The 19902-nt window shown below is 68.0% G+C and carries 34 protein-coding genes; 4 read left to right on the top strand and 30 right to left on the bottom strand.

Annotated features, from left to right (window positions below; translation table 11 throughout):
* Positions 1-155 precede the first annotated feature (155 nt).
* From ACFW9Z_RS28965 to rpsJ, 23 genes are all read right to left on the bottom strand, one after another.
* Positions 156-818, bottom strand: a complete 663-nt coding sequence (locus ACFW9Z_RS28965; protein WP_384645526.1) for an adenylate kinase — start codon at positions 816-818, stop codon at positions 156-158.
* Positions 818-2131 carry a preprotein translocase subunit SecY gene (gene secY, locus ACFW9Z_RS28960; protein ID WP_384645525.1) on the bottom strand — a complete coding sequence of 438 codons (1314 nt, stop codon included), beginning with the start codon at positions 2129-2131 and terminating at the stop codon, positions 818-820. Before secY ends, ACFW9Z_RS28965 begins: the two co-directional genes overlap by 1 nt.
* Before the next feature lie 451 nt (positions 2132-2582).
* Positions 2583-3038, bottom strand: coding sequence for a 50S ribosomal protein L15 (gene rplO, locus ACFW9Z_RS28955; RefSeq protein WP_003966942.1), 456 nt, complete (start codon positions 3036-3038; stop codon positions 2583-2585).
* 1 nt (position 3039) lies between these two features.
* Complete coding sequence (gene rpmD / locus ACFW9Z_RS28950) at positions 3040-3222, bottom strand: 50S ribosomal protein L30 (protein WP_003966943.1); 183 nt, start codon at positions 3220-3222, stop codon at positions 3040-3042.
* Complete coding sequence (rpsE, locus tag ACFW9Z_RS28945; RefSeq protein WP_010058791.1) at positions 3222-3827, bottom strand: 30S ribosomal protein S5; 606 nt, start codon at positions 3825-3827, stop codon at positions 3222-3224. Before rpsE ends, rpmD begins: the two co-directional genes overlap by 1 nt.
* A gap of 47 nt (positions 3828-3874) precedes the next feature.
* Positions 3875-4258 (bottom strand): 50S ribosomal protein L18, encoded by a 384-nt coding sequence (gene rplR / locus ACFW9Z_RS28940; protein ID WP_384645524.1) that lies wholly within the window; start codon positions 4256-4258, stop codon positions 3875-3877.
* A gap of 2 nt (positions 4259-4260) precedes the next feature.
* The gene (gene rplF / locus ACFW9Z_RS28935) at positions 4261-4800 is read right to left on the bottom strand and encodes a 50S ribosomal protein L6 (protein WP_006126889.1); all 540 of its coding nucleotides are present in this window, start codon (positions 4798-4800) and stop codon (positions 4261-4263) included.
* 21 nt (positions 4801-4821) lie between these two features.
* Complete coding sequence (gene rpsH, locus ACFW9Z_RS28930; protein WP_007446728.1) at positions 4822-5220, bottom strand: 30S ribosomal protein S8; 399 nt, start codon at positions 5218-5220, stop codon at positions 4822-4824.
* Between the two features lie 224 nt (positions 5221-5444).
* Positions 5445-5630, bottom strand: coding sequence for a type Z 30S ribosomal protein S14 (locus ACFW9Z_RS28925; protein ID WP_003948630.1), 186 nt, complete (start codon positions 5628-5630; stop codon positions 5445-5447).
* Between the two features lie 2 nt (positions 5631-5632).
* Positions 5633-6190, bottom strand: coding sequence for a 50S ribosomal protein L5 (rplE, locus tag ACFW9Z_RS28920; RefSeq protein WP_003966948.1), 558 nt, complete (start codon positions 6188-6190; stop codon positions 5633-5635).
* Positions 6190-6513, bottom strand: coding sequence for a 50S ribosomal protein L24 (gene rplX / locus ACFW9Z_RS28915; protein ID WP_003966949.1), 324 nt, complete (start codon positions 6511-6513; stop codon positions 6190-6192). Before rplX ends, rplE begins: the two co-directional genes overlap by 1 nt.
* A 2-nt stretch (positions 6514-6515) precedes the next feature.
* Positions 6516-6884 (bottom strand): 50S ribosomal protein L14, encoded by a 369-nt coding sequence (gene rplN / locus ACFW9Z_RS28910; protein WP_003974257.1) that lies wholly within the window; start codon positions 6882-6884, stop codon positions 6516-6518.
* Between the two features lie 108 nt (positions 6885-6992).
* Complete coding sequence (rpsQ, locus tag ACFW9Z_RS28905) at positions 6993-7280, bottom strand: 30S ribosomal protein S17 (protein WP_084748671.1); 288 nt, start codon at positions 7278-7280, stop codon at positions 6993-6995.
* Positions 7280-7504 carry a 50S ribosomal protein L29 gene (gene rpmC, locus ACFW9Z_RS28900; RefSeq protein WP_003966952.1) on the bottom strand — a complete coding sequence of 75 codons (225 nt, stop codon included), beginning with the start codon at positions 7502-7504 and terminating at the stop codon, positions 7280-7282. The genes rpsQ and rpmC overlap by 1 nt, the downstream gene beginning before the upstream one ends.
* The gene (gene rplP / locus ACFW9Z_RS28895; protein ID WP_003966953.1) at positions 7504-7923 is read right to left on the bottom strand and encodes a 50S ribosomal protein L16; all 420 of its coding nucleotides are present in this window, start codon (positions 7921-7923) and stop codon (positions 7504-7506) included. The genes rpmC and rplP overlap by 1 nt, the downstream gene beginning before the upstream one ends.
* A 5-nt stretch (positions 7924-7928) precedes the next feature.
* The gene (gene rpsC / locus ACFW9Z_RS28890) at positions 7929-8768 is read right to left on the bottom strand and encodes a 30S ribosomal protein S3 (protein ID WP_018510593.1); all 840 of its coding nucleotides are present in this window, start codon (positions 8766-8768) and stop codon (positions 7929-7931) included.
* A complete protein-coding gene (gene rplV / locus ACFW9Z_RS28885) occupies positions 8768-9115 on the bottom strand; it encodes a 50S ribosomal protein L22 (protein ID WP_004571827.1) in 348 nt (115 codons plus the stop codon). Before rplV ends, rpsC begins: the two co-directional genes overlap by 1 nt.
* A 43-nt stretch (positions 9116-9158) precedes the next feature.
* Positions 9159-9440, bottom strand: coding sequence for a 30S ribosomal protein S19 (gene rpsS, locus ACFW9Z_RS28880; protein WP_003966956.1), 282 nt, complete (start codon positions 9438-9440; stop codon positions 9159-9161).
* A gap of 12 nt (positions 9441-9452) precedes the next feature.
* Positions 9453-10289 (bottom strand): 50S ribosomal protein L2, encoded by an 837-nt coding sequence (rplB, locus tag ACFW9Z_RS28875; protein WP_003966957.1) that lies wholly within the window; start codon positions 10287-10289, stop codon positions 9453-9455.
* Positions 10290-10329: 40 nt separating this feature from the next.
* The gene (gene rplW / locus ACFW9Z_RS28870; protein ID WP_014154589.1) at positions 10330-10653 is read right to left on the bottom strand and encodes a 50S ribosomal protein L23; all 324 of its coding nucleotides are present in this window, start codon (positions 10651-10653) and stop codon (positions 10330-10332) included.
* Positions 10653-11303, bottom strand: a complete 651-nt coding sequence (gene rplD / locus ACFW9Z_RS28865) for a 50S ribosomal protein L4 (RefSeq protein WP_003966959.1) — start codon at positions 11301-11303, stop codon at positions 10653-10655. Before rplD ends, rplW begins: the two co-directional genes overlap by 1 nt.
* Before the next feature lie 4 nt (positions 11304-11307).
* A complete protein-coding gene (gene rplC, locus ACFW9Z_RS28860) occupies positions 11308-11952 on the bottom strand; it encodes a 50S ribosomal protein L3 (protein ID WP_003966960.1) in 645 nt (214 codons plus the stop codon).
* 14 nt (positions 11953-11966) lie between these two features.
* Positions 11967-12275 (bottom strand): 30S ribosomal protein S10, encoded by a 309-nt coding sequence (rpsJ, locus tag ACFW9Z_RS28855; protein WP_003948644.1) that lies wholly within the window; start codon positions 12273-12275, stop codon positions 11967-11969.
* Positions 12276-13196: 921 nt separating this feature from the next.
* On the opposite strand from rpsJ, the gene ACFW9Z_RS28850 reads away from it, so the two are divergent.
* The gene (locus ACFW9Z_RS28850) at positions 13197-13490 is read left to right on the top strand and encodes a hypothetical protein (RefSeq protein ID WP_384645523.1); all 294 of its coding nucleotides are present in this window, start codon (positions 13197-13199) and stop codon (positions 13488-13490) included.
* A 2-nt stretch (positions 13491-13492) separates the two neighbouring features.
* Here the strand turns inward: ACFW9Z_RS28850 and ACFW9Z_RS28845 are convergent, their stop codons facing one another.
* The 3 genes from ACFW9Z_RS28845 to ACFW9Z_RS28835 are packed head-to-tail and all read right to left on the bottom strand — an operon-like array spanning position 13493 to position 14810.
* Positions 13493-13702, bottom strand: coding sequence for a DUF397 domain-containing protein (locus ACFW9Z_RS28845; protein ID WP_384645522.1), 210 nt, complete (start codon positions 13700-13702; stop codon positions 13493-13495).
* Between the two features lie 23 nt (positions 13703-13725).
* A complete protein-coding gene (locus ACFW9Z_RS28840) occupies positions 13726-13935 on the bottom strand; it encodes a DUF397 domain-containing protein (RefSeq protein WP_384645521.1) in 210 nt (69 codons plus the stop codon).
* Positions 13932-14810, bottom strand: coding sequence for a helix-turn-helix domain-containing protein (locus tag ACFW9Z_RS28835; protein WP_384645520.1), 879 nt, complete (start codon positions 14808-14810; stop codon positions 13932-13934). Before ACFW9Z_RS28835 ends, ACFW9Z_RS28840 begins: the two co-directional genes overlap by 4 nt.
* A 164-nt stretch (positions 14811-14974) precedes the next feature.
* Between ACFW9Z_RS28835 and ACFW9Z_RS28830 the strand changes: the two genes are divergently transcribed.
* From ACFW9Z_RS28830 to ACFW9Z_RS28820, 3 genes are all read left to right on the top strand, one after another.
* Complete coding sequence (locus tag ACFW9Z_RS28830; protein WP_384645518.1) at positions 14975-15409, top strand: ATP-binding protein; 435 nt, start codon at positions 14975-14977, stop codon at positions 15407-15409.
* A gap of 317 nt (positions 15410-15726) precedes the next feature.
* A complete protein-coding gene (locus ACFW9Z_RS28825; protein WP_384645517.1) occupies positions 15727-16902 on the top strand; it encodes a hypothetical protein in 1176 nt (391 codons plus the stop codon).
* A 274-nt stretch (positions 16903-17176) separates the two neighbouring features.
* The gene (locus tag ACFW9Z_RS28820; protein WP_384645516.1) at positions 17177-17902 is read left to right on the top strand and encodes a S1 family peptidase; all 726 of its coding nucleotides are present in this window, start codon (positions 17177-17179) and stop codon (positions 17900-17902) included.
* Positions 17903-18090: 188 nt separating this feature from the next.
* On the opposite strand, the gene ACFW9Z_RS28815 is transcribed toward ACFW9Z_RS28820, so the two are convergent.
* The 4 genes from ACFW9Z_RS28815 to ACFW9Z_RS28800 all read right to left on the bottom strand — a co-directional run bounded on the left by ACFW9Z_RS28815 (position 18091) and on the right by ACFW9Z_RS28800 (position 19818).
* Positions 18091-18279 (bottom strand): hypothetical protein, encoded by a 189-nt coding sequence (locus ACFW9Z_RS28815; protein WP_384645515.1) that lies wholly within the window; start codon positions 18277-18279, stop codon positions 18091-18093.
* Positions 18280-18383: 104 nt separating this feature from the next.
* The gene (locus tag ACFW9Z_RS28810; protein WP_384645514.1) at positions 18384-18986 is read right to left on the bottom strand and encodes a DNA-binding response regulator; all 603 of its coding nucleotides are present in this window, start codon (positions 18984-18986) and stop codon (positions 18384-18386) included.
* Entirely contained in the window at positions 18955-19206 is a 252-nt protein-coding gene (locus ACFW9Z_RS28805; protein WP_384645513.1) for a hypothetical protein, read from the bottom strand. The genes ACFW9Z_RS28810 and ACFW9Z_RS28805 overlap by 32 nt, the downstream gene beginning before the upstream one ends.
* A 111-nt stretch (positions 19207-19317) precedes the next feature.
* The gene (locus ACFW9Z_RS28800) at positions 19318-19818 is read right to left on the bottom strand and encodes a hypothetical protein (protein WP_384645512.1); all 501 of its coding nucleotides are present in this window, start codon (positions 19816-19818) and stop codon (positions 19318-19320) included.
* Between the last annotated feature and the right edge of the window lie 84 nt (positions 19819-19902).

The raw sequence follows: 19902 nt of genomic DNA, 5'->3' as shown, positions 1-19902 counted from the left end.
GTTGGGAAACCCCCACTCCCGGGGCCCCCACGCGTCGCGTGTTGCCCTGGTGGGGGGCCCCCCCCGCGCCGTCACCACACTAACGGGCCCAACCCCGGGGCCGGGGCCCCCGGGGGGCGCCGCGGCCGGCTGTACAGCGGTGGTACGGGTGGGGCTCAGTCCTGGTCGTCGGACTTCTTCAGAGCCGCCATGGCGCGCTCGGTCACCTCGGTGACCTTGCCGAGCGCGGAGATGGTCACCACCAGGCCCTGGGCCCGGTAGTAGTCGATGATCGGCTCGGTCTGCGTGTGGTAGACCTCCAGCCGGGTACGGACCGTCTCCTCGCTGTCGTCGTCCCGCTGGTACAGCTCGCCGCCGCAGACGTCGCAGACGCCCTCGGTCTTCGGCGGGTTGTACGTCGCGTGGAAGACGTGCGCGCTGTCGTTGCGGCAGATGCGGCGACCCGCGATCCGCTTCACGACCTCTTCCTCGGGGACCTCCAGATCGAGGACCGCGTCCAGCTTCACGCCCTCGTCCTTGAGCATCACGTCAAGGGCTTCGGCCTGGCCCACGTTCCGCGGGAAGCCGTCCAGCAGGAAGCCGTTCACGGCGTCCGGCTGGGACATACGGTCCTTGGCCATCCCGATGGTGACCTCGTCCGGCACCAGCCGGCCTGCGTCCATGTAGGCGCGGGCCTGCTTGCCAAGGTCGGTGCCCTGGCTGATGTTGGCGCGGAAGAGGTCGCCCGTGGAGATGTGCGGAATCGACAGGTTCTCGGCAAGGTACGCGGCCTGCGTTCCCTTGCCGGCACCCGGAGGCCCGACGAGGACGATTCGCATCAGCGGAGGAACCCTTCGTAATTGCGCTGCTGGAGCTGACTCTCGATCTGCTTCACGGTTTCCAGACCCACACCCACGATGATGAGGATGCTCGTCCCGCCGAACGGGAAGTTCTGGTTCGCGCCGCCGAATGCTGCCAACGCCATCGTCGGCACCAGAGCGATCAGGCCCAGGTACAGCGAGCCCGGCCAAGTGATCCTGTTGAGCACGTAGCTCAGGTACTCGGCAGTAGGTCGGCCTGCCCGGATACCCGGGATGAAGCCACCATACTTCTTCATGTTGTCGGCGACTTCGTCGGGGTTGAACGAAATGGCCACGTAGAAGAAGGCGAAGAACACGATGAGTACGAAGTACACCGAGATGTAGTACGGGTGCTCACCCGTCACGAAGTGGTCCGTGATCCAGGTCGCCCAACCGGACGTGGAGCCGGAGAACTGGACGATCAGCGACGGGATGAAGAGCAGCGAGGAGGCGAAGATGACGGGAATCACACCCGCCTGGTTCACCTTGAGCGGGATGTACGTCGACGTACCGCCGTAGGAACGGCGCCCGATCATGCGCTTCGCGTACTGCACCGGGATCCGGCGTTGAGCCTGCTCGACGAAGACGACGAGGGCGACCATGACGAAGCCGATGAGGATGACCGTGCCGAACTCGATCCAGCCGTCGGCCAGCTTGCCGCTCTCCTTGATGGCCCACAGGGCGCCGGGGAACGTGGCGGCGATCGAGATGAACATGAGGATGGACATGCCGTTGCCGATGCCCTTGTCGGTGATGAGCTCACCGAGCCACATGACGGCGGCGGTACCGGCGGTCATGGTGATGACCATGACCAGGGTCGTGAAGATCGACTTGTCCGGCACGATCTGATCGCGCACGTTGCAGTTCTGGAAGAGCGCACCGCTGCGGGCGGTGGCGACGAGGCCGGTGCCCTGGAGGACGGCCAGCGCGACCGTCAGATAACGCGTGTACTGCGTGATCTTGGCCGTGCCGGACTGCCCCTCCTTCTTGAGGGCCTCAAGTCGGGGAATCACAACGGTCAGCAGCTGGAGAATGATGCTGGCCGTGATGTACGGCATGATGCCGAGCGCGAAGATGGTGATCTGCAGCAGGGCGCCACCGCTGAACATCTGCATCAGACCGAGCAGGCCACCCGAATCGGCCTGGTCGATGCACTGCTGGACCTTCGCGTAGTCGACACCGGGAGCCGGGACGTGCGCCCCGAGCCGGTAGATCACGATCATGGCCAGCGTGAAGAGCAGCTTCTTGCGCAGGTCGGGCGTCTTGAACGCTCGGGCGAACGCGGTGAACACGGTGCCTCCTGCGACCCCCGCGCTATGCGTCAGAGGCGACGGGTCTGGATGGGACTGGATGGGATCGGATACAAGGCAGCCCTACATCGTAAGGAGGCCACAAAAGATGAACGGCGCTACCCTACCCGGCCCGGGACTGAGCAGGAAACACGCGCTGTGCACCGGTGCACGGCCCGCACTCCGGCCCCGCCGCGAAAGACCGGCCAAGCCACACCATTTGGGACGCGAACGCCCCTCGACGCGCCCACCATCGGTGCGGTGGACACCCGTTCAACCTTTCCCGAGCCTTTACGGTTCCCGTACAGCGCCACAAAAAGAAACGGGCCCCGCTCCTCAACGCCTCGTAAAACGGCGGCAGAAGGGCCCGGGGGCGCCCGGAGCCAGGACATACAGAAGCCCGGCCGGTCACCTCCGAAGAGGCGACCGGCCGGGCTCAGGTCTGTACCGGGGCTCAGACGAGCTCGGTGACCGTACCGCCGGCGGCGGTGATCTTCTCCTTGGCGGAGCCGGAGACGGCGTCAACCGAAACCTGCAGCGCCACGGAGATCTCGCCCTGTCCGAGGACCTTGACGAGGTGGTTGTTGCGCACAGCGCCCTTGGCGACCAGGTCGGCCACCGTGACCTCTCCACCCTCGGGGTAGAGCGTCGCGAGCTTGTCCAGGTTCACGACCTGGTACTCCGTGCGGAACGGGTTCTTGAAGCCCTTGAGCTTCGGGAGACGCATGTGGAGGGGCATCTGGCCACCCTCGAAGCGCTCCGGAACCTGGTAACGGGCCTTCGTACCCTTGGTACCACGGCCTGCGGTCTTACCCTTGGACGCCTCACCACGACCCACACGGGTCTTGGCGGTCTTGGCGCCCGGGGCAGGCCGGAGGTTGTGGGCCTTCAGCGGGCTGTTCTCCGCCATGTCAGTCAACCTCCTCAACCGTCACGAGGTGGCGGACGGTGTGCACCATGCCGCGGAACTCGGGGCGGTCCTCCTTGACAACCGAGTCGTTCAGGCGCTTGAGCCCGAGCGAACGCAGGGTGTCGCGGTGGTTCTGCTTGCTGCCGATGTACGACTTCGTCTGCGTGATCTTGAGGCGAGCCATTACGCACCCGCTCCCGCACGCGCACGGAGCAGAGCCGCGGGGGCGACATCCTCAAGGGGCAGACCGCGGCGGGCCGCGATCTCCTCGGGACGCTGCAGGCCCTTGAGGGCCTCCACGGTCGCGTGCACGATGTTGATCGCGTTGGACGAGCCAAGCGACTTCGACAGGATGTCGTGAACGCCGGCGCACTCAAGCACGGCACGCACCGGGCCACCGGCGATAACACCGGTACCGGGGGAAGCCGGCTTGAGCAGGACGACGCCCGCGGCCTTCTCGCCCGTGATCGGGTGAGGGATGGTGCCCTGGATGCGCGGGACCTTGAAGAAGTTCTTCTTGGCCTCTTCGACACCCTTGGCGATGGCCGCGGGAACTTCCTTGGCCTTGCCGTATCCGACACCGACGGTGCCGTCACCATCGCCCACCACGACCAGCGCGGTGAAGCTGAAGCGACGACCACCCTTCACAACCTTGGCGACGCGGTTGATCGCGACGACGCGCTCGACGTACGCGGTCTTCTCGGCGGCGCTGGCGCCACCGTCACGGCCCTTCCGGTCCCGCCGCTCGCCGCCACCGGCACCGCTTCCGCGGCGCTGGGGTCCAGCCATTGGATTTACCTCTCTCTGTTACGTCCGCTGTGCGTAGGAACCGGGGCTTAGAACTTCAGCCCGGCTTCACGGGCGGCGTCAGCCAGAGCGGCAATCCGCCCGGCGTACTGGTTACCACCGCGGTCAAACACGACGGCCTCGACGCCTGCGGCCTTGGCACGCTCGGCGACCAGGGCGCCGACCTGCTGGGCCTGAGCGCTCTTGTCACCCTCGCCACCACGGATCGAGGTGTCCAGGGTCGACGCCGACGCGAGCGTGTGGCCCGCGATGTCGTCGATGATCTGGGCCACGATGTGGCGGTTGGAACGCGTCACGACCAAGCGGGGACGCTCCGGCGAACCGGAGATGTGCTTGCGGACGCGGATGTGGCGGCGCTTGCGGGCAGCGCGCTTGTACGCGTCGCCCTTGGCGATCTTCACACCGTATGCCATGGCTACTTACCAGCCTTTCCGACCTTGCGGCGGATGACCTCGCCCGCGTACTTGACGCCCTTGGCCTTGTACGGGTCGGGCTTCCGCAGCTTGCGGATGTTGGCGGCTACCTCGCCGACCTTCTGCTTGTCGATGCCCTCGACGCTGAGCTTGGTGGGCGACTCGACCTTGAAGGTGATGCCTTCCGGCGCCTCGATGAGGATCGGGTGGCTGTAGCCCAGGGCGAACTCCAGGTTGGAGCCCTTCGCCTGGACGCGGTAACCGACACCGCTGATCTCGAGCGCCTTGGAGTAACCCGCGGTCACGCCGGTGATCATGTTCGCCACCAGCGTGCGGGACAGGCCGTGGAGGGCCTTGTTCTGACGCTCGTCGTTCGGGCGGGTGACGTTGAGAACGCCGTCCTCACCCTTGGAGACCTCGATCGGCGCGGCGACGGTGTGCGAGAGGGAACCCTTGGGGCCCTTCACGGCGACCGTACGGCCATCGATGGTGACGTCCACACCGGCGGGAACCTGGATGGGGAGCTTGCCGATTCGCGACATGAGCTTTCCTTCCTTTCCCGACTACCAGACGTAGGCGAGGACTTCCCCACCTACGCCCTTCTTGCCTGCCTGCTGGCCGGTCAGGAGACCGTGGGACGTGGAGATGATCGCCACGCCCAGGCCGCCGAGAACCTTCGGCAGGTTGGTGGACTTTGCGTATACACGCAGACCCGGCTTCGAGATGCGCTTGATGCCGGCGATCGAGCGCTCGCGGTTCGGGCCGAACTTCAGCTCGAGGACGAGGTTCTTGCCGACCTCGGCGTCCTCGACCTTCCAGCCGGTGATGAAGCCCTCCTGCTGGAGGATCTCCGCGATGTGCGACTTGATCTTGCTGTGCGGCATCGAGACATCGTCGTGATATGCCGAGTTCGCGTTACGCAGACGCGTGAGCATGTCTGCGATGGGATCAGTCATGGTCATGAGTTGGCCTTCGGCCTCTCTCGCCGGGGTTTCCTGTATGCGCCATCCCTCTCCCCACTCAGTGGCGGGACGGGTGCGGTGCGGGGACCTACGGCGTAGTAAGTCGGTCGTGGGCGGCAGGCGCCCAACCCTTCAAGCCTACGGCATGAAAAGCGGGGCTCCTACCGACCCAGATGCTTACCGAGAGTCTCCAGAACTTCCCTTCGCCCTAGGGCGGAGGAGAGTTACCAGGAGCTCTTGGTCACGCCCGGCAGCTCGCCACGGTGAGCCATCTCACGAAGGCACACGCGGCACAGGCCGAACTTGCGGTAGACGGAGTGGGGCCGGCCGCAGCGCTGGCAGCGGGTGTACCCGCGGACGCCGAACTTCGGCTTACGGGCGGCCTTAGCGATCAGAGCCTTCTTCGCCACGGTCAGTTCTCCTTGAACGGGAAGCCGAGGTGACGAAGCAGGGCACGACCCTCGTCGTCGTTGGTCGCCGTGGTGACCACGGTGATGTCCATGCCCCGGACCCGGTCGATCTTGTCCTGGTCGATCTCGTGGAACATGACCTGCTCCGTGAGACCGAAGGTGTAGTTGCCACGGCCGTCGAACTGCTTCGGCGACAGGCCACGGAAGTCACGGATACGCGGCAGCGCGAGCGACAGCGTACGGTCCAGGAACTCCCACATCCGGTCACCACGGAGGGTGACGTGGCAGCCGATCGGCTGGCCCTCGCGCAGCTTGAACTGTGCGATGGACTTGCGGGCCTTGGTGACGGCCGGCTTCTGGCCGGTGATCGTGGTGAGGTCCTTGACGGCACCGTCGATCAGCTTGGAGTCGCGGGCGGCGTCGCCCACACCCATGTTGACCACGATCTTGACCAGACCGGGAACCTGCATGACGTTCTCGTACGAGAACTCCTCACGCAGCTTGCCGGCGATTTCCTCGCGGTAGCGCGTCTTGAGACGCGGCGCAGTGGTGGCAGTCATCAGATGTCCTCACCGGTCCGCTTGGCAACGCGGATCTTGTTGCCCTCGTCGTCAAAGCGGTAGCCGACGCGGGTGACAACCTTGTTGCCGTCCTTCTCCACAACCAGCTGAACGTTGCTGACGTGGATCGGGGCCTCGGTGGTGACAATGCCACCCGTCTGCGAACCGCGAGCCGTCTGACCGGCCTTGGTGTGCTTCTTGACCCGGTTGACACCCTCGACGAGGACGCGGTCCTGAGCGGGGTAGGCCACGATGACCTTGCCCTGCTTGCCCTTGTCCTTACCGGTGATGACCTGAACCAGGTCGCCCTTCTTGATCTTCATGCTTACAGCACCTCCGGCGCGAGCGAGATGATCTTCATGAACTTCTTCTCGCGCAGCTCCCGGCCCACCGGGCCGAAGATGCGGGTGCCGCGGGGGTCGCCGTCGTTCTTCAGAATGACGGCGGCGTTCTCGTCGAAGCGGATGTACGAGCCATCCGGACGACGACGCTCCTTGACGGTGCGAACGATGACGGCCTTGACGACGTCACCCTTCTTCACGTTGCCACCGGGGATCGCGTCCTTGACGGTGGCGACGATGACGTCACCGATACCCGCGTAGCGGCGACCCGAGCCACCGAGAACACGAATGGTGAGAATTTCCTTCGCACCCGTGTTGTCGGCGACGCGCAGTCGCGACTCCTGCTGGATCACGTCTATCTCCTGATCGTCTGCCGGTTCCCGGCGGGGAGCCACGTAAATGACTTACGCGGCTCCCTCACCGAGCCTGGCGGAACTGACCTGAGGGAAACCCCTCAGGAATTACTTGGCCTTCTCGAGGATCTCGACGATGCGCCAGCGCTTCGAGGCGGACAGCGGACGCGTCTCCATGATGAGGACGCGGTCGCCGACGCCGGCGGAGTTCTGCTCGTCGTGGGCCTTGAGCTTGTTCGTACGGCGGATGACCTTGCCGTACAGCGCGTGCTTGACACGGTCCTCGACAGCGACGACGACGGTCTTGTCCATCTTGTCGCTGACGACCAGACCCTCACGGGTCTTGCGGAATCCGCGCTCGGTCTTGCTGGTCTCAGTCACAGTCTTCTCGCTCATCAGGCGCTCTCCACCGTCTCGATGCCCAGCTCGCGCTCGCGCATCAGGGTGTAGATCCGGGCGATGTCCTTACGGACGGACTTGAGCCGGCCGTGGTTCTCGAGCTGGCCCGTCGCCGCCTGGAAGCGGAGGTTGAACAGCTCTTCCTTGGCTTCGCGGAGCTTGTTGAGGAGCTCCTCGTCGCCCAGCTCGCGCAGCTCGGACGCCTTGGTACCGGCCGACATCACGACTCACCTGCCTCGCGCCGAACGATCCGGCACTTCATCGGAAGCTTGTGAGCAGCGCGGGTGAGCGCCTCACGAGCAATCTTCTCGTTCGGGTAGGACAGCTCGAACATCACCCGACCCGGCTTGACGTTCGCGATCCACCACTCGGGAGAACCCTTACCGGAACCCATGCGGGTCTCGGCGGGCTTCTTCGTCAGGGGACGGTCCGGGTAGATGTTGATCCAGACCTTGCCGCCACGCTTGATGTGACGGGTCATCGCGATACGAGCGGACTCGATCTGACGGTTCGTCACGTACGCCGGGGTCAGCGCCTGGATGCCGTACTCGCCGAACGCAACCTGCGTGCCACCCTTGGACATACCGCTGCGCTTCGGGTGGTGCTGCTTGCGGTGCTTGACCCTACGGGGGATCAGCATTTCGGTCAGGCCTCCGTTCCGGTGCTCTCAGCAGCCGGAGCAGCGGCGGCGGGGGCGTCGGCCTTGGGGGCCTCGGCTGCCGGCGACTGCTGCGGCTTACGGCCGCGACCGCCACGCTCGCCACCACGGCCGCCACCACGGCCGGCCGGGCGGTCGGTGCCGCCACGAGCCGGACGGTTGCCGGCGCGGGCCGCGGCGTTCTCGGCGCGAACCTCGGCGATGTTCTTGACGTCGCCCTTGTAGATCCAGACCTTCACGCCGATGCGGCCGAAGGTCGTCTTGGCCTCGAAGAAGCCGTAGTCGACGTTCGCGCGGAGCGTGTGCAGGGGCACGCGGCCCTCGCGGTAGAACTCCGAGCGGGACATCTCGGCGCCGCCGAGGCGACCGCCGCACTGGATCTTGATGCCCTTGGCGCCGGCCTTCATCGAGCTCTGCATGCTCTTGCGCATGGCACGACGGAAGGAGACGCGGGAGGAGAGCTGCTCGGCGACGGCCTGGGCCACCAGCTGAGCGTCCACCTCGGGGTTCTTGACCTCGAGGATGTTCAGCTGGACCTGCTTGCCGGTCAGCTTCTCCAGCTCGCCACGGATGCGATCGGCCTCGGCGCCGCGGCGGCCGATGACGATGCCCGGACGGGCGGTGTGGATGTCAACGCGGACGCGGTCGCGGGTGCGCTCGATCTCCACCTTGGAGATGCCGGCCCGCTCCATGCCCTTCGTCATCATGCGACGAATGGCGACGTCTTCCTTGACGTAGTCCTTGTACAGCTTGTCGGCGTACCAGCGGGACTTGAAGTCCGTGGTGATGCCGAGCCGGAACCCGTGCGGGTTTACCTTCTGGCCCATTACCGGGTTCCTTCCTTGCTGCTGACGACCACGGTGATGTGGCTGGTCCGCTTACGGATCCGGTAGGCACGGCCCTGAGCACGCGGACGGAACCGCTTCAGGGTCGGGCCCTCGTCCACGTACGCCTCGCTGATGACCAGCGAAGAGGCGTCGGTGTGGTCGTAGTTGTGTGCAGCGTTGGCAATGGCGCTGTCCAGCACCTTGCCAACCGGCACGCTCGCGGCCTGCGGGGCGAAACGCAGGACCGCCTGAGCCTCCGTGGCATCCATGCCACGGATGAGGTCCACCACGCGGCGGGCCTTCATGGGCGTGACGCGGATGTACCGCGCCTGGGCCCTGGCTTCCATGGTTGTCCCTTCGGTGTAAGTCATAGTCGTTTCCACCCCGCGCTTAGCGGCGCTTCGACTTCCGGTCGTCCTTGACGTGGCCGCGGAAGGTGCGAGTCGGCGAGAACTCGCCGAGCTTGTGGCCGACCATCGACTCGGTGACGAACACCGGGACGTGGATCTTGCCGTTGTGCACCGCGATGGTGTGACCCAGCATGGCCGGGACGATCATCGAGCGACGGGACCAGGTCTTGATGACGTTCTTGGTGCCTGCCTCGTTCTGTACGTCCACCTTCTTGATGAGGTGGCCGTCGACGAAGGGCCCCTTCTTGAGACTGCGCGGCATCTAAACCCGCTCCTAGCGCTTCTTGTTCGTCTTGCGGCGGCGGACGATGTACTTGTTGCTCGCCTTCTTGGGAGAACGAGTACGACCCTCCTTCTGACCCCACGGCGAGACCGGGTGACGACCACCGGAGGTCTTGCCTTCACCACCACCGTGCGGGTGGTCAACCGGGTTCATCGCGACACCGCGGACGGTCGGGCGGACGCCCTTCCAGCGCATACGGCCGGCCTTGCCCCAGTTGATGTTCGACTGCTCGGCGTTGCCGACCTCACCGATCGTCGCGCGGCAGCGCGCGTCGACCAGGCGGATCTCACCCGACGGCATACGAAGGTGGGCCATGGTGCCCTCCTTCGCCAGCAGCTGCACGGAGGCACCCGCGGAACGGGCGAACTTCGCGCCGCCGCCGGGCCGCAGCTCGATGGCGTGGATGGTCGTACCGACCGGGATGTTGCGCAGCGCCAGGTTGTTGCCGGGCTTGATGTCGGCGGTCGGACCGTTCTCGACACGGTCACCCTGCGACAGGCCACGGGGAGCGACGATGTAACGCTTCTCGCCGTCCGCGTAGTGCAGCAGCGCGATGCGCGCGGTGCGGTTCGGGTCGTACTCGATGTGCGCGACCTTGGCCGGCACGCCGTCCTTGTCGTGACGACGGAAGTCGATCACTCGGTAGGCGCGCTTGTGGCCACCGCCCTGGTGGCGAACGGTCACACGACCGGCGTTGTTACGGCCGCCCTTGCTGTGCAGGGGGCGGACCAGCGACTTCTCCGGCGTGGACCGCGTGATCTCGACAAAGTCGGCGACGCTGGAGCCACGACGGCCCGGGGTCGTCGGCTTGTACTTGCGGATACCCATTTCTCAGTCCTCGTCCGATTCCGGACGACTCGACCCCTTATTAGGAGGTCGGGCCGCCGAAGATGTCGATACGGTCGCCCTCGGCGAGGGTCACGATGGCGCGCTTCGTGTCGGCGCGCTTGCCGAAACCGGTCTTGGTGCGCTTGCGCTTACCCTGCCGGTTGATCGTGTTGACCCCGGTGACCTTGACCGAGAAGACCGCTTCCACGGCCTGCTTGATCTGGGTCTTGTTGGAGCCGGGCGCGACGATGAACGTGTACTTGTTCTCGTCGAGCAGCGCGTAGCTCTTCTCGGAGACCACGGGCTTGACGAGAACGTCACGCGGGTCCGAGTACGTCTTGCTGGTAACGGTCGCCTCGCTCATCAGGCGTCGCTCCCTTCGGTCTCAGCGGTCTGGGGGCCAGACACGAAGGACTCGAAAGCGGCCTGGGTGAAGACCACGTCGTCAGAGACGATCACGTCGTACGTGTTGAGCTGGCCCGGCTCCAGGATGTGCACCTGGGGCAGGTTGCGCGCGGACAGCCACGCGGCCTCGTCGGCGCGGTCGACGACCAGGAGCAGGTTCTGGCGCTCCGAGATCTTGCCGAGCAGCGTCTTGGCGGCCTTCGTGGAGGCGGCACCCTCGACCACGCCGGTGACGACGTGGATACGGGAGTGACGGGCCCGGTCCGAGAGGGCACCGCGCAGGGCGGCGGCCTTCATCTTCTTCGGGGTCCGCTGCGAGTAGTCACGCGGCTGCGGGCCGTGGACGACGCCACCACCGGCGAACTGCGGGGCGCGGGTCGAACCCTGACGGGCGCGGCCGGTGCCCTTCTGGCGGTAAGGCTTCTTGCCACCACCGCGGACTTCGCCGCGGCGCTTGGTCTTGTGCGTGCCCTGACGGGCAGCGGCCAGCTGAGCGACAACGACCTGGTGGATCAGCGGAACGCTGGTCTTGGCGTCGAAGATCTCCGCGGGGAGGTCGACGGTACCGGCCTTGTCGCCTGCCGGCGAAAGGATGTCAATGGTGCTCATTACCTCAAGCCCCCTTGGCCGCGGTACGGACCAGGACGAGGCCGCCGTTCGGACCGGGGACCGCGCCCTTGATGAGGAGCAGACCCTTCTCCGCGTCAACCGCGTGGATGGTCAGGTTCTGGGTGGTGACGCGCTCGTTACCCATGCGGCCCGCCATGCGCATGCCCTTGAAGACACGCCCAGGGGTGGCGCAGCCACCGATGGAACCGGGGGAACGGTGCTTGCGCTGGGTGCCGTGCCCGGCGCCGAGGCCCTTGAAGTTGTGACGCTTCATGACACCGGCGAAGCCCTTGCCCTTGCTCTTGCCCGTGACGTCGACCTTGACGCCGGACTCGAACACCTCGGCAGTGACCTCCTGGCCCAGCGTGTACTCGCTGGCGTCAGGGGTGCGGAGCTCCACCAGGTGGCGGCGCGGGGTGACGTCGGCCTTGGCGAAGTGACCCTTGAGGGGCTTGTTCACCTTGCGCGGGTCGATCTCGCCGAAGGCGATCTGCACCGCTTCGTAGCCGTCGCTGTCGTTCGTACGGACCTGCGTCACGACGCACGGACCGGCCTTGACGACGGTCACCGGGACAACCCGGTTGTTCTCGTCCCAGACCTGGGTCATGCCGAGCTTCTCGCCCAGGACGCCCTTGATGTTCTTGCTCATCTCGGCCCGTCCCCTCAGAGCTTGATCTCGATGTCGACGCCCGCCGGCAGGTCGAGACGCATCAGCGAGTCAACCGTCTTCGGCGTGGGGTCGAGGATGTCGATGAGGCGCTTGTGGGTGCGCATCTCGAAGTGCTCGCGAGAGTCCTTGTACTTGTGCGGCGACTTGATGACGCAGTACACGTTCTTCTCAGTGGGCAGCGGCACCGGGCCCGCGACCGACGCACCAGTGCGGGTCACCGTCTCGACGATCTTCTTCGCCGAGGAGTCGATGACCTCGTGGTCGTAGGCCTTGAGCCGGATGCGGATCTTCTGTCCCGCCATGGCTACTAGTAGTCCTGTCTCTCGTAACGCTCTGGAACCCGGGGGTTCTCTGGACTCCTCCTCCGACCCACGCGGTCGGGCGTGTCGCATCCCCTCTACGAAAATCTCCCGAAGGAAATCCCAACCAAGGGGGTGCGGGCCCTGAGACCGCGGAACCGGGGGCGGAACACCCACCGGGTGCCTGGCCGGCGCCCTGCATTGCTTCCCGGAAGATTCCCGTACGTCCGGCCCATACAGGGCCGACGAGTACTGTGGGACTCGCTTCCGGTCCTCCCGGCGGGAGGCGCGCAGCATTGACACTCAACCGAGCAACCTGGTCAGTGTGCCATACGGGGCGCGGGCCTGGCCAATCGAGCCGGGAATCCTACCCCGAGCGAGCGAGTACTCAAACGGGGACGCGCATATGGGGGTGCGGGGGCGCCGGACGGGGGTGCGGGGGCGGGCCGGAGGCCCCGGCAGCCGGGGCTGGGGCCGCGCCCCGTACGGCCGCCCCGGGGGCCTCCGGCCGTCCCTCCGGCCCTCCCGGGGGCCCTCCGGCTCCGCAGTCGGGCCCGGGGGCCGCGTCCCCTCCGGTTGGTTCCGGCCGTTGTCCCCGACGGGCCCGCGCCACTTCGGCCAGTGCCGGAAGGCCTCCCCGCCCCAGGCCCCAGGCCCCAGCCTGGCGCGGAAGACTCTCGGGGGAGGTTCGGTGCGACTGCTCCCTCGGTGACGAAGACGCCTCCGCCCGCTGGCACGAGCTGCACGAAGCGACGCTGGGCGACGCCTTCGAGATCTCCGTACCGCGCCGTCCATGACCGTGGCGGAGTGCCTGGAGTACGCCCTGAGGGAGGCCCGGCGCCTCGGTGTGGCCCGGGCGGCCGGGCAGCCACAGGAGAACGGGCCGACCCGTTCGGCCAGAACACGACGTTCATCAACCGTCCCGTGGACACCGTCGTCCAGGACTTCCAGAACGAGTACGCCGGAGCCCGGTGCCACGAGGAGCTGCACCGCCTCCTCCGGCTGACCCTCTCCAGCACCGATCCCGCCGACGCCGACCGGCAGGAGGCCGCGCGGGCGGTGCACGACCTCGCCCGGCTCGCCGGGACGCCCGAGCCGGACAGGTCCGCGTTCCGGCTGCGGGCGGAACGGCTGCGGGAGGTGCTGGCGGGAGCGGCGGACATCGCTCAGCCCGCCCTCGCGATCATCGCGTCGGTCGTCGCGGCCGTGAGCGGGTGAGGTCAGCGCCCGGCGGCGTACGGGACGAAGCCTGCCCACGCGGCGGGGGTGAGGGCGAGACGGGGGCCGTGGGGGTTCTTGGAGTCGCGTACGTGGACGGCGTCGAGGGCCGGGGCGACCTCGACGCACTCGCTGCCACTGGCGCTGTCGCTATGACTGCTCTTGAGCCAGCACAGCTCGGAAGCGTCTCCGACAGGGGCTTCGCTGAACATGTCTCTCCCAGCGCAGAAGGGGTTCAGTGCCCGGCGGCGTACGACACGAAGCCCGCCCAGGCAGCGGGGGCGAGGGCGAGACGGGGACCCCGGGCGTTCTTCGAATCGCGCACGTGCACGGCACCCGGGGCAGTCGCGACCTCGACGCATTCATTGCTGTTGCTGCTGTCGCTGTAGCTGCTCTTCACCCACTCCAGCGCTGAAGCGTCTCCGGCAGAGGTCTCGCTGATCATGTCTCTCCCAGCACTTGCTCGATGAAGGCCAGCGACTCCCTCGGATTGAGAGCCTGCGCCCGGATGATGCCACACCGCAGCTCGATGATCCGGAGGTGCTTCGGGTCGGAGACCGGTCGGCTGCCGAAGTCCCCTTCGGAGCGTCCCACCGCCGAGCCGTTCTTGAACTTCAGCACCTGCATCTCACCGCCCATTCCGGCGTGCTCGTCGCGACCGGTCGGCATCACCTGAATCTCGACATTCCGCAGCTGCCCTAGTTCCAGGAGGCGTTCGAGCTGTCGCCGCATCACCATTTTGCCCCCAAGATGGCGCCGCAAGGTCACCTCTTCCTGGACAAAGCTAAGCTCCGGGGCGGGTGAACGGCTGAAGATGGACTGCCTGGCTACGCGAGCGGCCACCAGCCGCTCCACCTCGTTCTGCGAGAACGCGGGCCTCCGCATCCCGAACAACACCCGCGCATAGTCCTCGGTCTGCAGGAGCCCGTGAATGTTGTGGCTTCCGTACGCCGAGAGCTCCACCGCCGCGGCCTCCAGCTTCGCGAGCTCCCGGATCTTCTTCGGGTACCGGACCTCCGCGACATCCGCCTTCATCGCCGCGATCTTGCCGCCCGCCCCCAGCACCCTGTCCGCCGCGTCCATGAACTCCGGGCGGGGGATGCGCTTGCCGCCCTCCACCTTGTAGATGAGGTCCTCCCCGTACCCCATCGCCGCCCCGAGCTCCCCCGCCCGCATGCCCGCCGCCTCGCGCCATGCCTTGATCTGACGGCCGACGGTGGCGACCACCGCCACGCCCGATTCATCGTCCGGGTCGACCTCCCAGCCGGGCTCGTCCGCCCCGCCGTCTCCGTGCTCCGTACCGTCACCAACCACGCTCATGCGAGCCCCACTTCCCAGGTGCGTGCCGTTCTTCGGTCAACGGCGTCCGTTCCCCGCATGTCACTGCGGACGGCCCGGACAGCGCCGGACAAGCCCCGGACAGGCACCGTACGCAAGGGCTCAGTCACTGGGCACGGTACGCAGAGACGGCCACGCTGAGTGACATGAACCGAGAAATCGTCCGCACCCAACACCCTTTCATCGAACGGGAGTTCACCGTGCTGCTCTCGCCCACCCACCGAGGCGCCCGGCTCGCCCGGCTGCTCACCGTGGCCCATCTCGGCGCCTGGGGGCTCCCGTCGGAGTCGGCCGCGCACATCGTCGCCGAGCTGGCGGCGAACGCCTCGGTCCACGGCCGCGTACAGGGGCGGGACTTCCGACTCAGCCTCACCGTCAGCGGACAGACGCTGCGGATCGAGGTCACGGACACCCGGGGCGACACCGTCCCGCCCGGCCCGGGTGCCGTCAAGCCGCCCGAGGACGACGCCGAGAGCGGGCGCGGCCTGCTCATCGTCGAGGCCCTGGCCGACCACTGGGGCATCGCTCCCGGACCCGTCCCGCGCAAGACGGTCTGGGCGGAAATCGACCTCGTACGGTGACGATCTCCACCGGGTCGTGAGGAACCGCGATCCGGTACGACTTACCGGATCGTGCTCGGCCGCGACGCGGTGACCCGGGACATCAACTACTTAAGAACCAAGAGAAAGAACCAACCCCACCCGACCCGGCCCGGCACCCACCTGACAACCCCCGGGGGCCCGTCACCCACACGGGTGAGATTCACCAACTGGGCTGGATTTCGTACCGGTTGGCAGGCATATGCTCACGCCACCAGACATCAGACATACGTCGGCCCCCGGCCGGGACTCCAATCCCGATCGAGGGCCTGACCACCAAGGAAGACGGAACCTTCCCGATGGATACACCGCAGAATACTGCCCTCATGCGCGCCCTGGCAGAGCTTCCCGGGCCTCTCCCCACCTCCGGCGTGATCCACATCGTGATCCCGTACACCCGCCGCTTCGTCGTCGTCGGCAACGAGCTCTCCCAGGACCCCGCCCTGAGCACCGTCGCCGTCGGCTTCGCCGTACGCATCCAGTCCCTGCCCCAGGGCACCGAGATCGGCATCAAGGCCCTGGCCGCCCGCTACCGCGAAGGCGAACAGGTCATCGCCGCCGCCCTGCGCGAACTGGAAGCCCACGGCTACCTGCAACGCGCCCGCAGGCGCCAGCCGAACGGCCAGATCACCACCGTCACGGTGTTCTGCAACCAGCCCTCGGCCCTGTTACAGCCGCAAATGCCCACAGCGGCACCCCAGCAACCGCCCATGCCCCCGCCGCCTCCGCCTCCGCCTCCGGTGCAACCGCCCCAGACACCGGCACAGGCGCAGGCACCGGCACCGCCGCCGCCGACACCAGCCGCAGCCCCGGCTCCGGAGGCGCCTGCGGCCCCGGCTCCGGCTCCGGCTCCGGCCCAGGAGGCACCTGCGGCCCCGGCCCCAACCCCCGCCCCGGCGACACCCGCAGCGCCCGGGGTGCCCGACTCCCCTCCCGTACCAGCGCCCTCCGACCAGCCCCGGCCCCCCGCCGCACCGGAGCCCCGCCCACAGATCACGGCCACCCCACCCCCCGTACGGCTCGTACCGCCGCCCACCGCTCCCAAGCCACCGCTCCGGCCCCTCCCCCAGCCCCGCGAACTCACCCCGGAGCTCCACCGCGCCGCCGCCGCGCTCCTGGCCGATCTCCGCCGCCACGCACCGGAGTTCACGCTCTCCGAGGACGACGTCCGCCAACTCGCCCCCGCCGTCGCGGCCTGGCTGGAACGCGACGCCCACCCGGACACCGTCCGCCGCACGCTCACCACCGACCCACCCCGGCCCCTCAGGCACCCCGCCAAGCTCCTCAGGCACCGGCTCATCGCTCTCCTGCCCCCACCGCTTCCCGGCGCCGACGACCTCACGGCACCGCCCACCCGCCCCCGTACCGCCGTCACCCCCTTCCAGACCTGCGACGGCTGCGAACGCGCCTTCCGCTCCCCCACCCCCGGCCACTGCCGCGACTGCCGCACCCATTACGCGCAGGCCGCCGCCTGACGAGCCGCGTGAGGGGTTGGTGACGCAGGCGTCCAGGCCGACCGGAGCTTCTGAGCCGGTGGCTCGGGGTGGCCTGTGGTGGGGTGGGCCGTGGCGGGGTGGTACGGGTGCTGTGCCGCGCATCTGACGGTCCGGTAGCGTTACCTAGAGTTCGCCCGGCCATAACGCCGCGTTATGGGGAAGCGTTAGTACCCGGTCGGTGGGTTCTTCGGCACTCTGGGGCCGTCAACCCCCACAAACACGCCCCTCAGCGTGATCCCCGAAATGAGGAACCATGCGAATAGCAAGGCTAGTTCCTGCTGCCCTCGCGGCGGCGGCCACCATCCTCGCTCTTCTCACCCCCACCGCCACCGCCGCCCCGGCACCCCCGCTGACGGACGCCCCGCCCCCCACGACGCAGATCATCGGCGGCGGCCAGGCGACCAACGCCCCGTGGGCCGCGCGGCTCTTCTCCAACGGCCGGGAGACCTGTTCGGCGACGATCATCGCGCCGACCTGGATCCTCACCGCCAGACACTGCGTCACCGGCGGCGGCCTGTCGTTCCGCATCGGCAGCCTCGACCAGCACAGCGGCGGCGTGGTGGCCAACGGCGTCCAGACGTACAACCACAGCGCGGACATCTCCCTCGTCCGCCTGGACCGCTCCGTGCAGACCACCTACTCCCGCCTCGGCAACCCCGGTTCGGTGAGCGTCGGGCAGAACGTCCAGGTCTGGGGCTGGGGCGCCACCGCACGGTGCAGCCCGGAGTCCACCTGCCAGTCCCGCTATCTGAAGGTCGCCAACGTGACGGTGACCGGCGGCTGCGGTGACGCGTACGGCGGCTCGGCCATCTGCGCCCGGCGCGGCAACGGCATCACCGCGGGCGGCGACTCCGGCGGCCCGATGACGCTGAACGGCATCCAGGTCGGCGTGGCCTCCACCAGCGACCGGCAGACCACGACGGCGTACACGAACGTCACCGCGTACCGCTCCTGGATCCAGTCCATCGCGGGCGTCTGAGGTCCGGTCCATCGCGGGCGTCTGACCGGCAGCCATACCCGGGGACGGCGGCACCTGACCGACCGCCGTCCCCGTAGAACGTAGGGCCCCCTTACCTCTCCGCCCTGAGGTACCGGGGCCCTACATCCATGAGGGCCCATGTCCGTGGGGCCTGCGTCCGTGGGGGCCTGCGTCCGTGGGGGCCTGCGTCATCCGTTCCGCTGCCGGATCCGGGTGCCGACGAAGGCTCCGCCCCCGATACCGAAGAAGGCCAGCGCCGCCTGGCTCTGCCAGCCGCCTCCGAGGAGCACGGCCAGCCCTCCGCCGACCGCCAGCAGCCCCACGAGCAGCACGATGTCGGACAGTCTGATCATGCGCTTGCGGCCGTGGCTGTCCATGGGCACCTCGGGGGTGAGGAGGGTGGGGGCGTGGCGGGGAGAGATGAACGAACGAACCGGAGCAGAGGGCGGGGCAGCCCAGAGCGTCCCAGGGCGCCGGGCGTTCACAGCCAGCCGTGGTGCTCCGCGATGCGCAGGGCGTCGACCAGCGTACGGGCGTGGAGCTTGCCGATCGCCGACGAGAGGCGGTTGCGTACGGTGCCCACGCTGAGGAACAGGTCGGCGGCGATCTCCCGGGAGTGCGCGCCCCCGGCGGCGAACCGCAGGGCCTCCGCCTCCTTCTCGGTGAGCGGGCTCGGGCCGGTCCGCTCGGCCCCGTGCATCCGGGGGTCGATGGCCCGGCCGCCCGCCGCGATCCGCCGGATGGCGTCGGCGACCTGCGCCGGACCGGTGCTCTTGAGCAGGTACCCGGCGGCCCCGGCGGCCAGCGCGCGGCGCAGATGGCCCGGGCGGTCCAGCGCGGTGAGCATCAGCGTGCGGCAGGCGGGCACGCGCTCCGTGAGCCCCGCGGCGACCGTGATCCCGTCCAGGCCCGGCAGGTCGATGTCGAGCAGCGCCACATCCGGGCGCAGCCGCTCCGCCTCGGCGAGCGCGGCCGGGCCGTCCGCCGCCTGTCCGGCGACCTGGATGCCGAATTCGGCCGACAGGAGAGCCGTCAGACCGGACCGCACCACGTCATGGTCGTCGACCACCAGCACCCTGATCACACGCTCGATTATCGCCGACGGCCCGGGCCCTCACGGCGACGAGGACTCCCTGCCGTACGCACCACACCGCGACCAGGACTCCGACCAGCGCGGGCAGGAAGTAGAGGAGCGTCTGCGGGCCCCGGGCCACCGCGCACAGGACGGCGAGGGCGTACACCGACCCGGCGACCGCCCATACGGCCCTGATCTCGGTTCTCTCGCGTCTCGTCCGCCCTGTCATGGCTCTGTGTTCCCCCGCTGCGTCGCGCGCCGCACCCGCCTTGTGGGCGGGCGGCGCAGATCGGTCGGCGTCGATCCGACCACGGGAGGACGGGCGGGGGGAGTGAGATGTTCACGTGTTGCCGCGGTCAGGGGACACCACCGTGCCGGGCCCCTGCCCCTGTGCCCGCTTCCGGTCCCTTCGGCCCGTGAACGCGGCTCGCCGGCGGGCCAGCGGCCATACGACCGGGGAGGCGGCACCGTGCACCAGAGCGACCACCACGGCCAGCCAGAACCACGTGGTGAGGATCACGCCGTCCACCACGCCCTCGGTGCCGGGCGAGCGGGGCATCAGAAGCACCGCACTGACGGCGGAGACCAGGACAAAGGCGATTCTCGACACCGCGGGGCTGGGGCCGATCCCTGCGCAATCGGCTTCGGCGGATGCGTACTGCTCCCGGAAGACGATGGGGAAGATGACCGGCCGCAGAATGAATATCGCGGTGAATACCGGATACCACAGCGGGATATCCCTTGCTGTCGGGTCCGCCCCCAGGCTGATCAGCACGATCAGCACGGCGATCGTCGAACCCGGGATCATCAGAGAGCGGGGCGTCACTTTTCTCAGCATCATCAGTCCTTCGGAAGGTGGGGCGCGGGCGCCGGAGCGCCCCCCCCCCCCCCCAGGAGGGGTTTTCTAAATACGGGGCGGGGTGCG

Origin of the sequence: Streptomyces sp. NPDC059452 (assembly GCF_042750035.1) — a bacterium.
GTDB lineage: Bacteria > Actinomycetota > Actinomycetes > Streptomycetales > Streptomycetaceae > Streptomyces.
The sequence above is the reverse complement of the archived record's forward strand: the minus strand, read 5'-3'. Positions and strand labels throughout refer to the sequence as shown.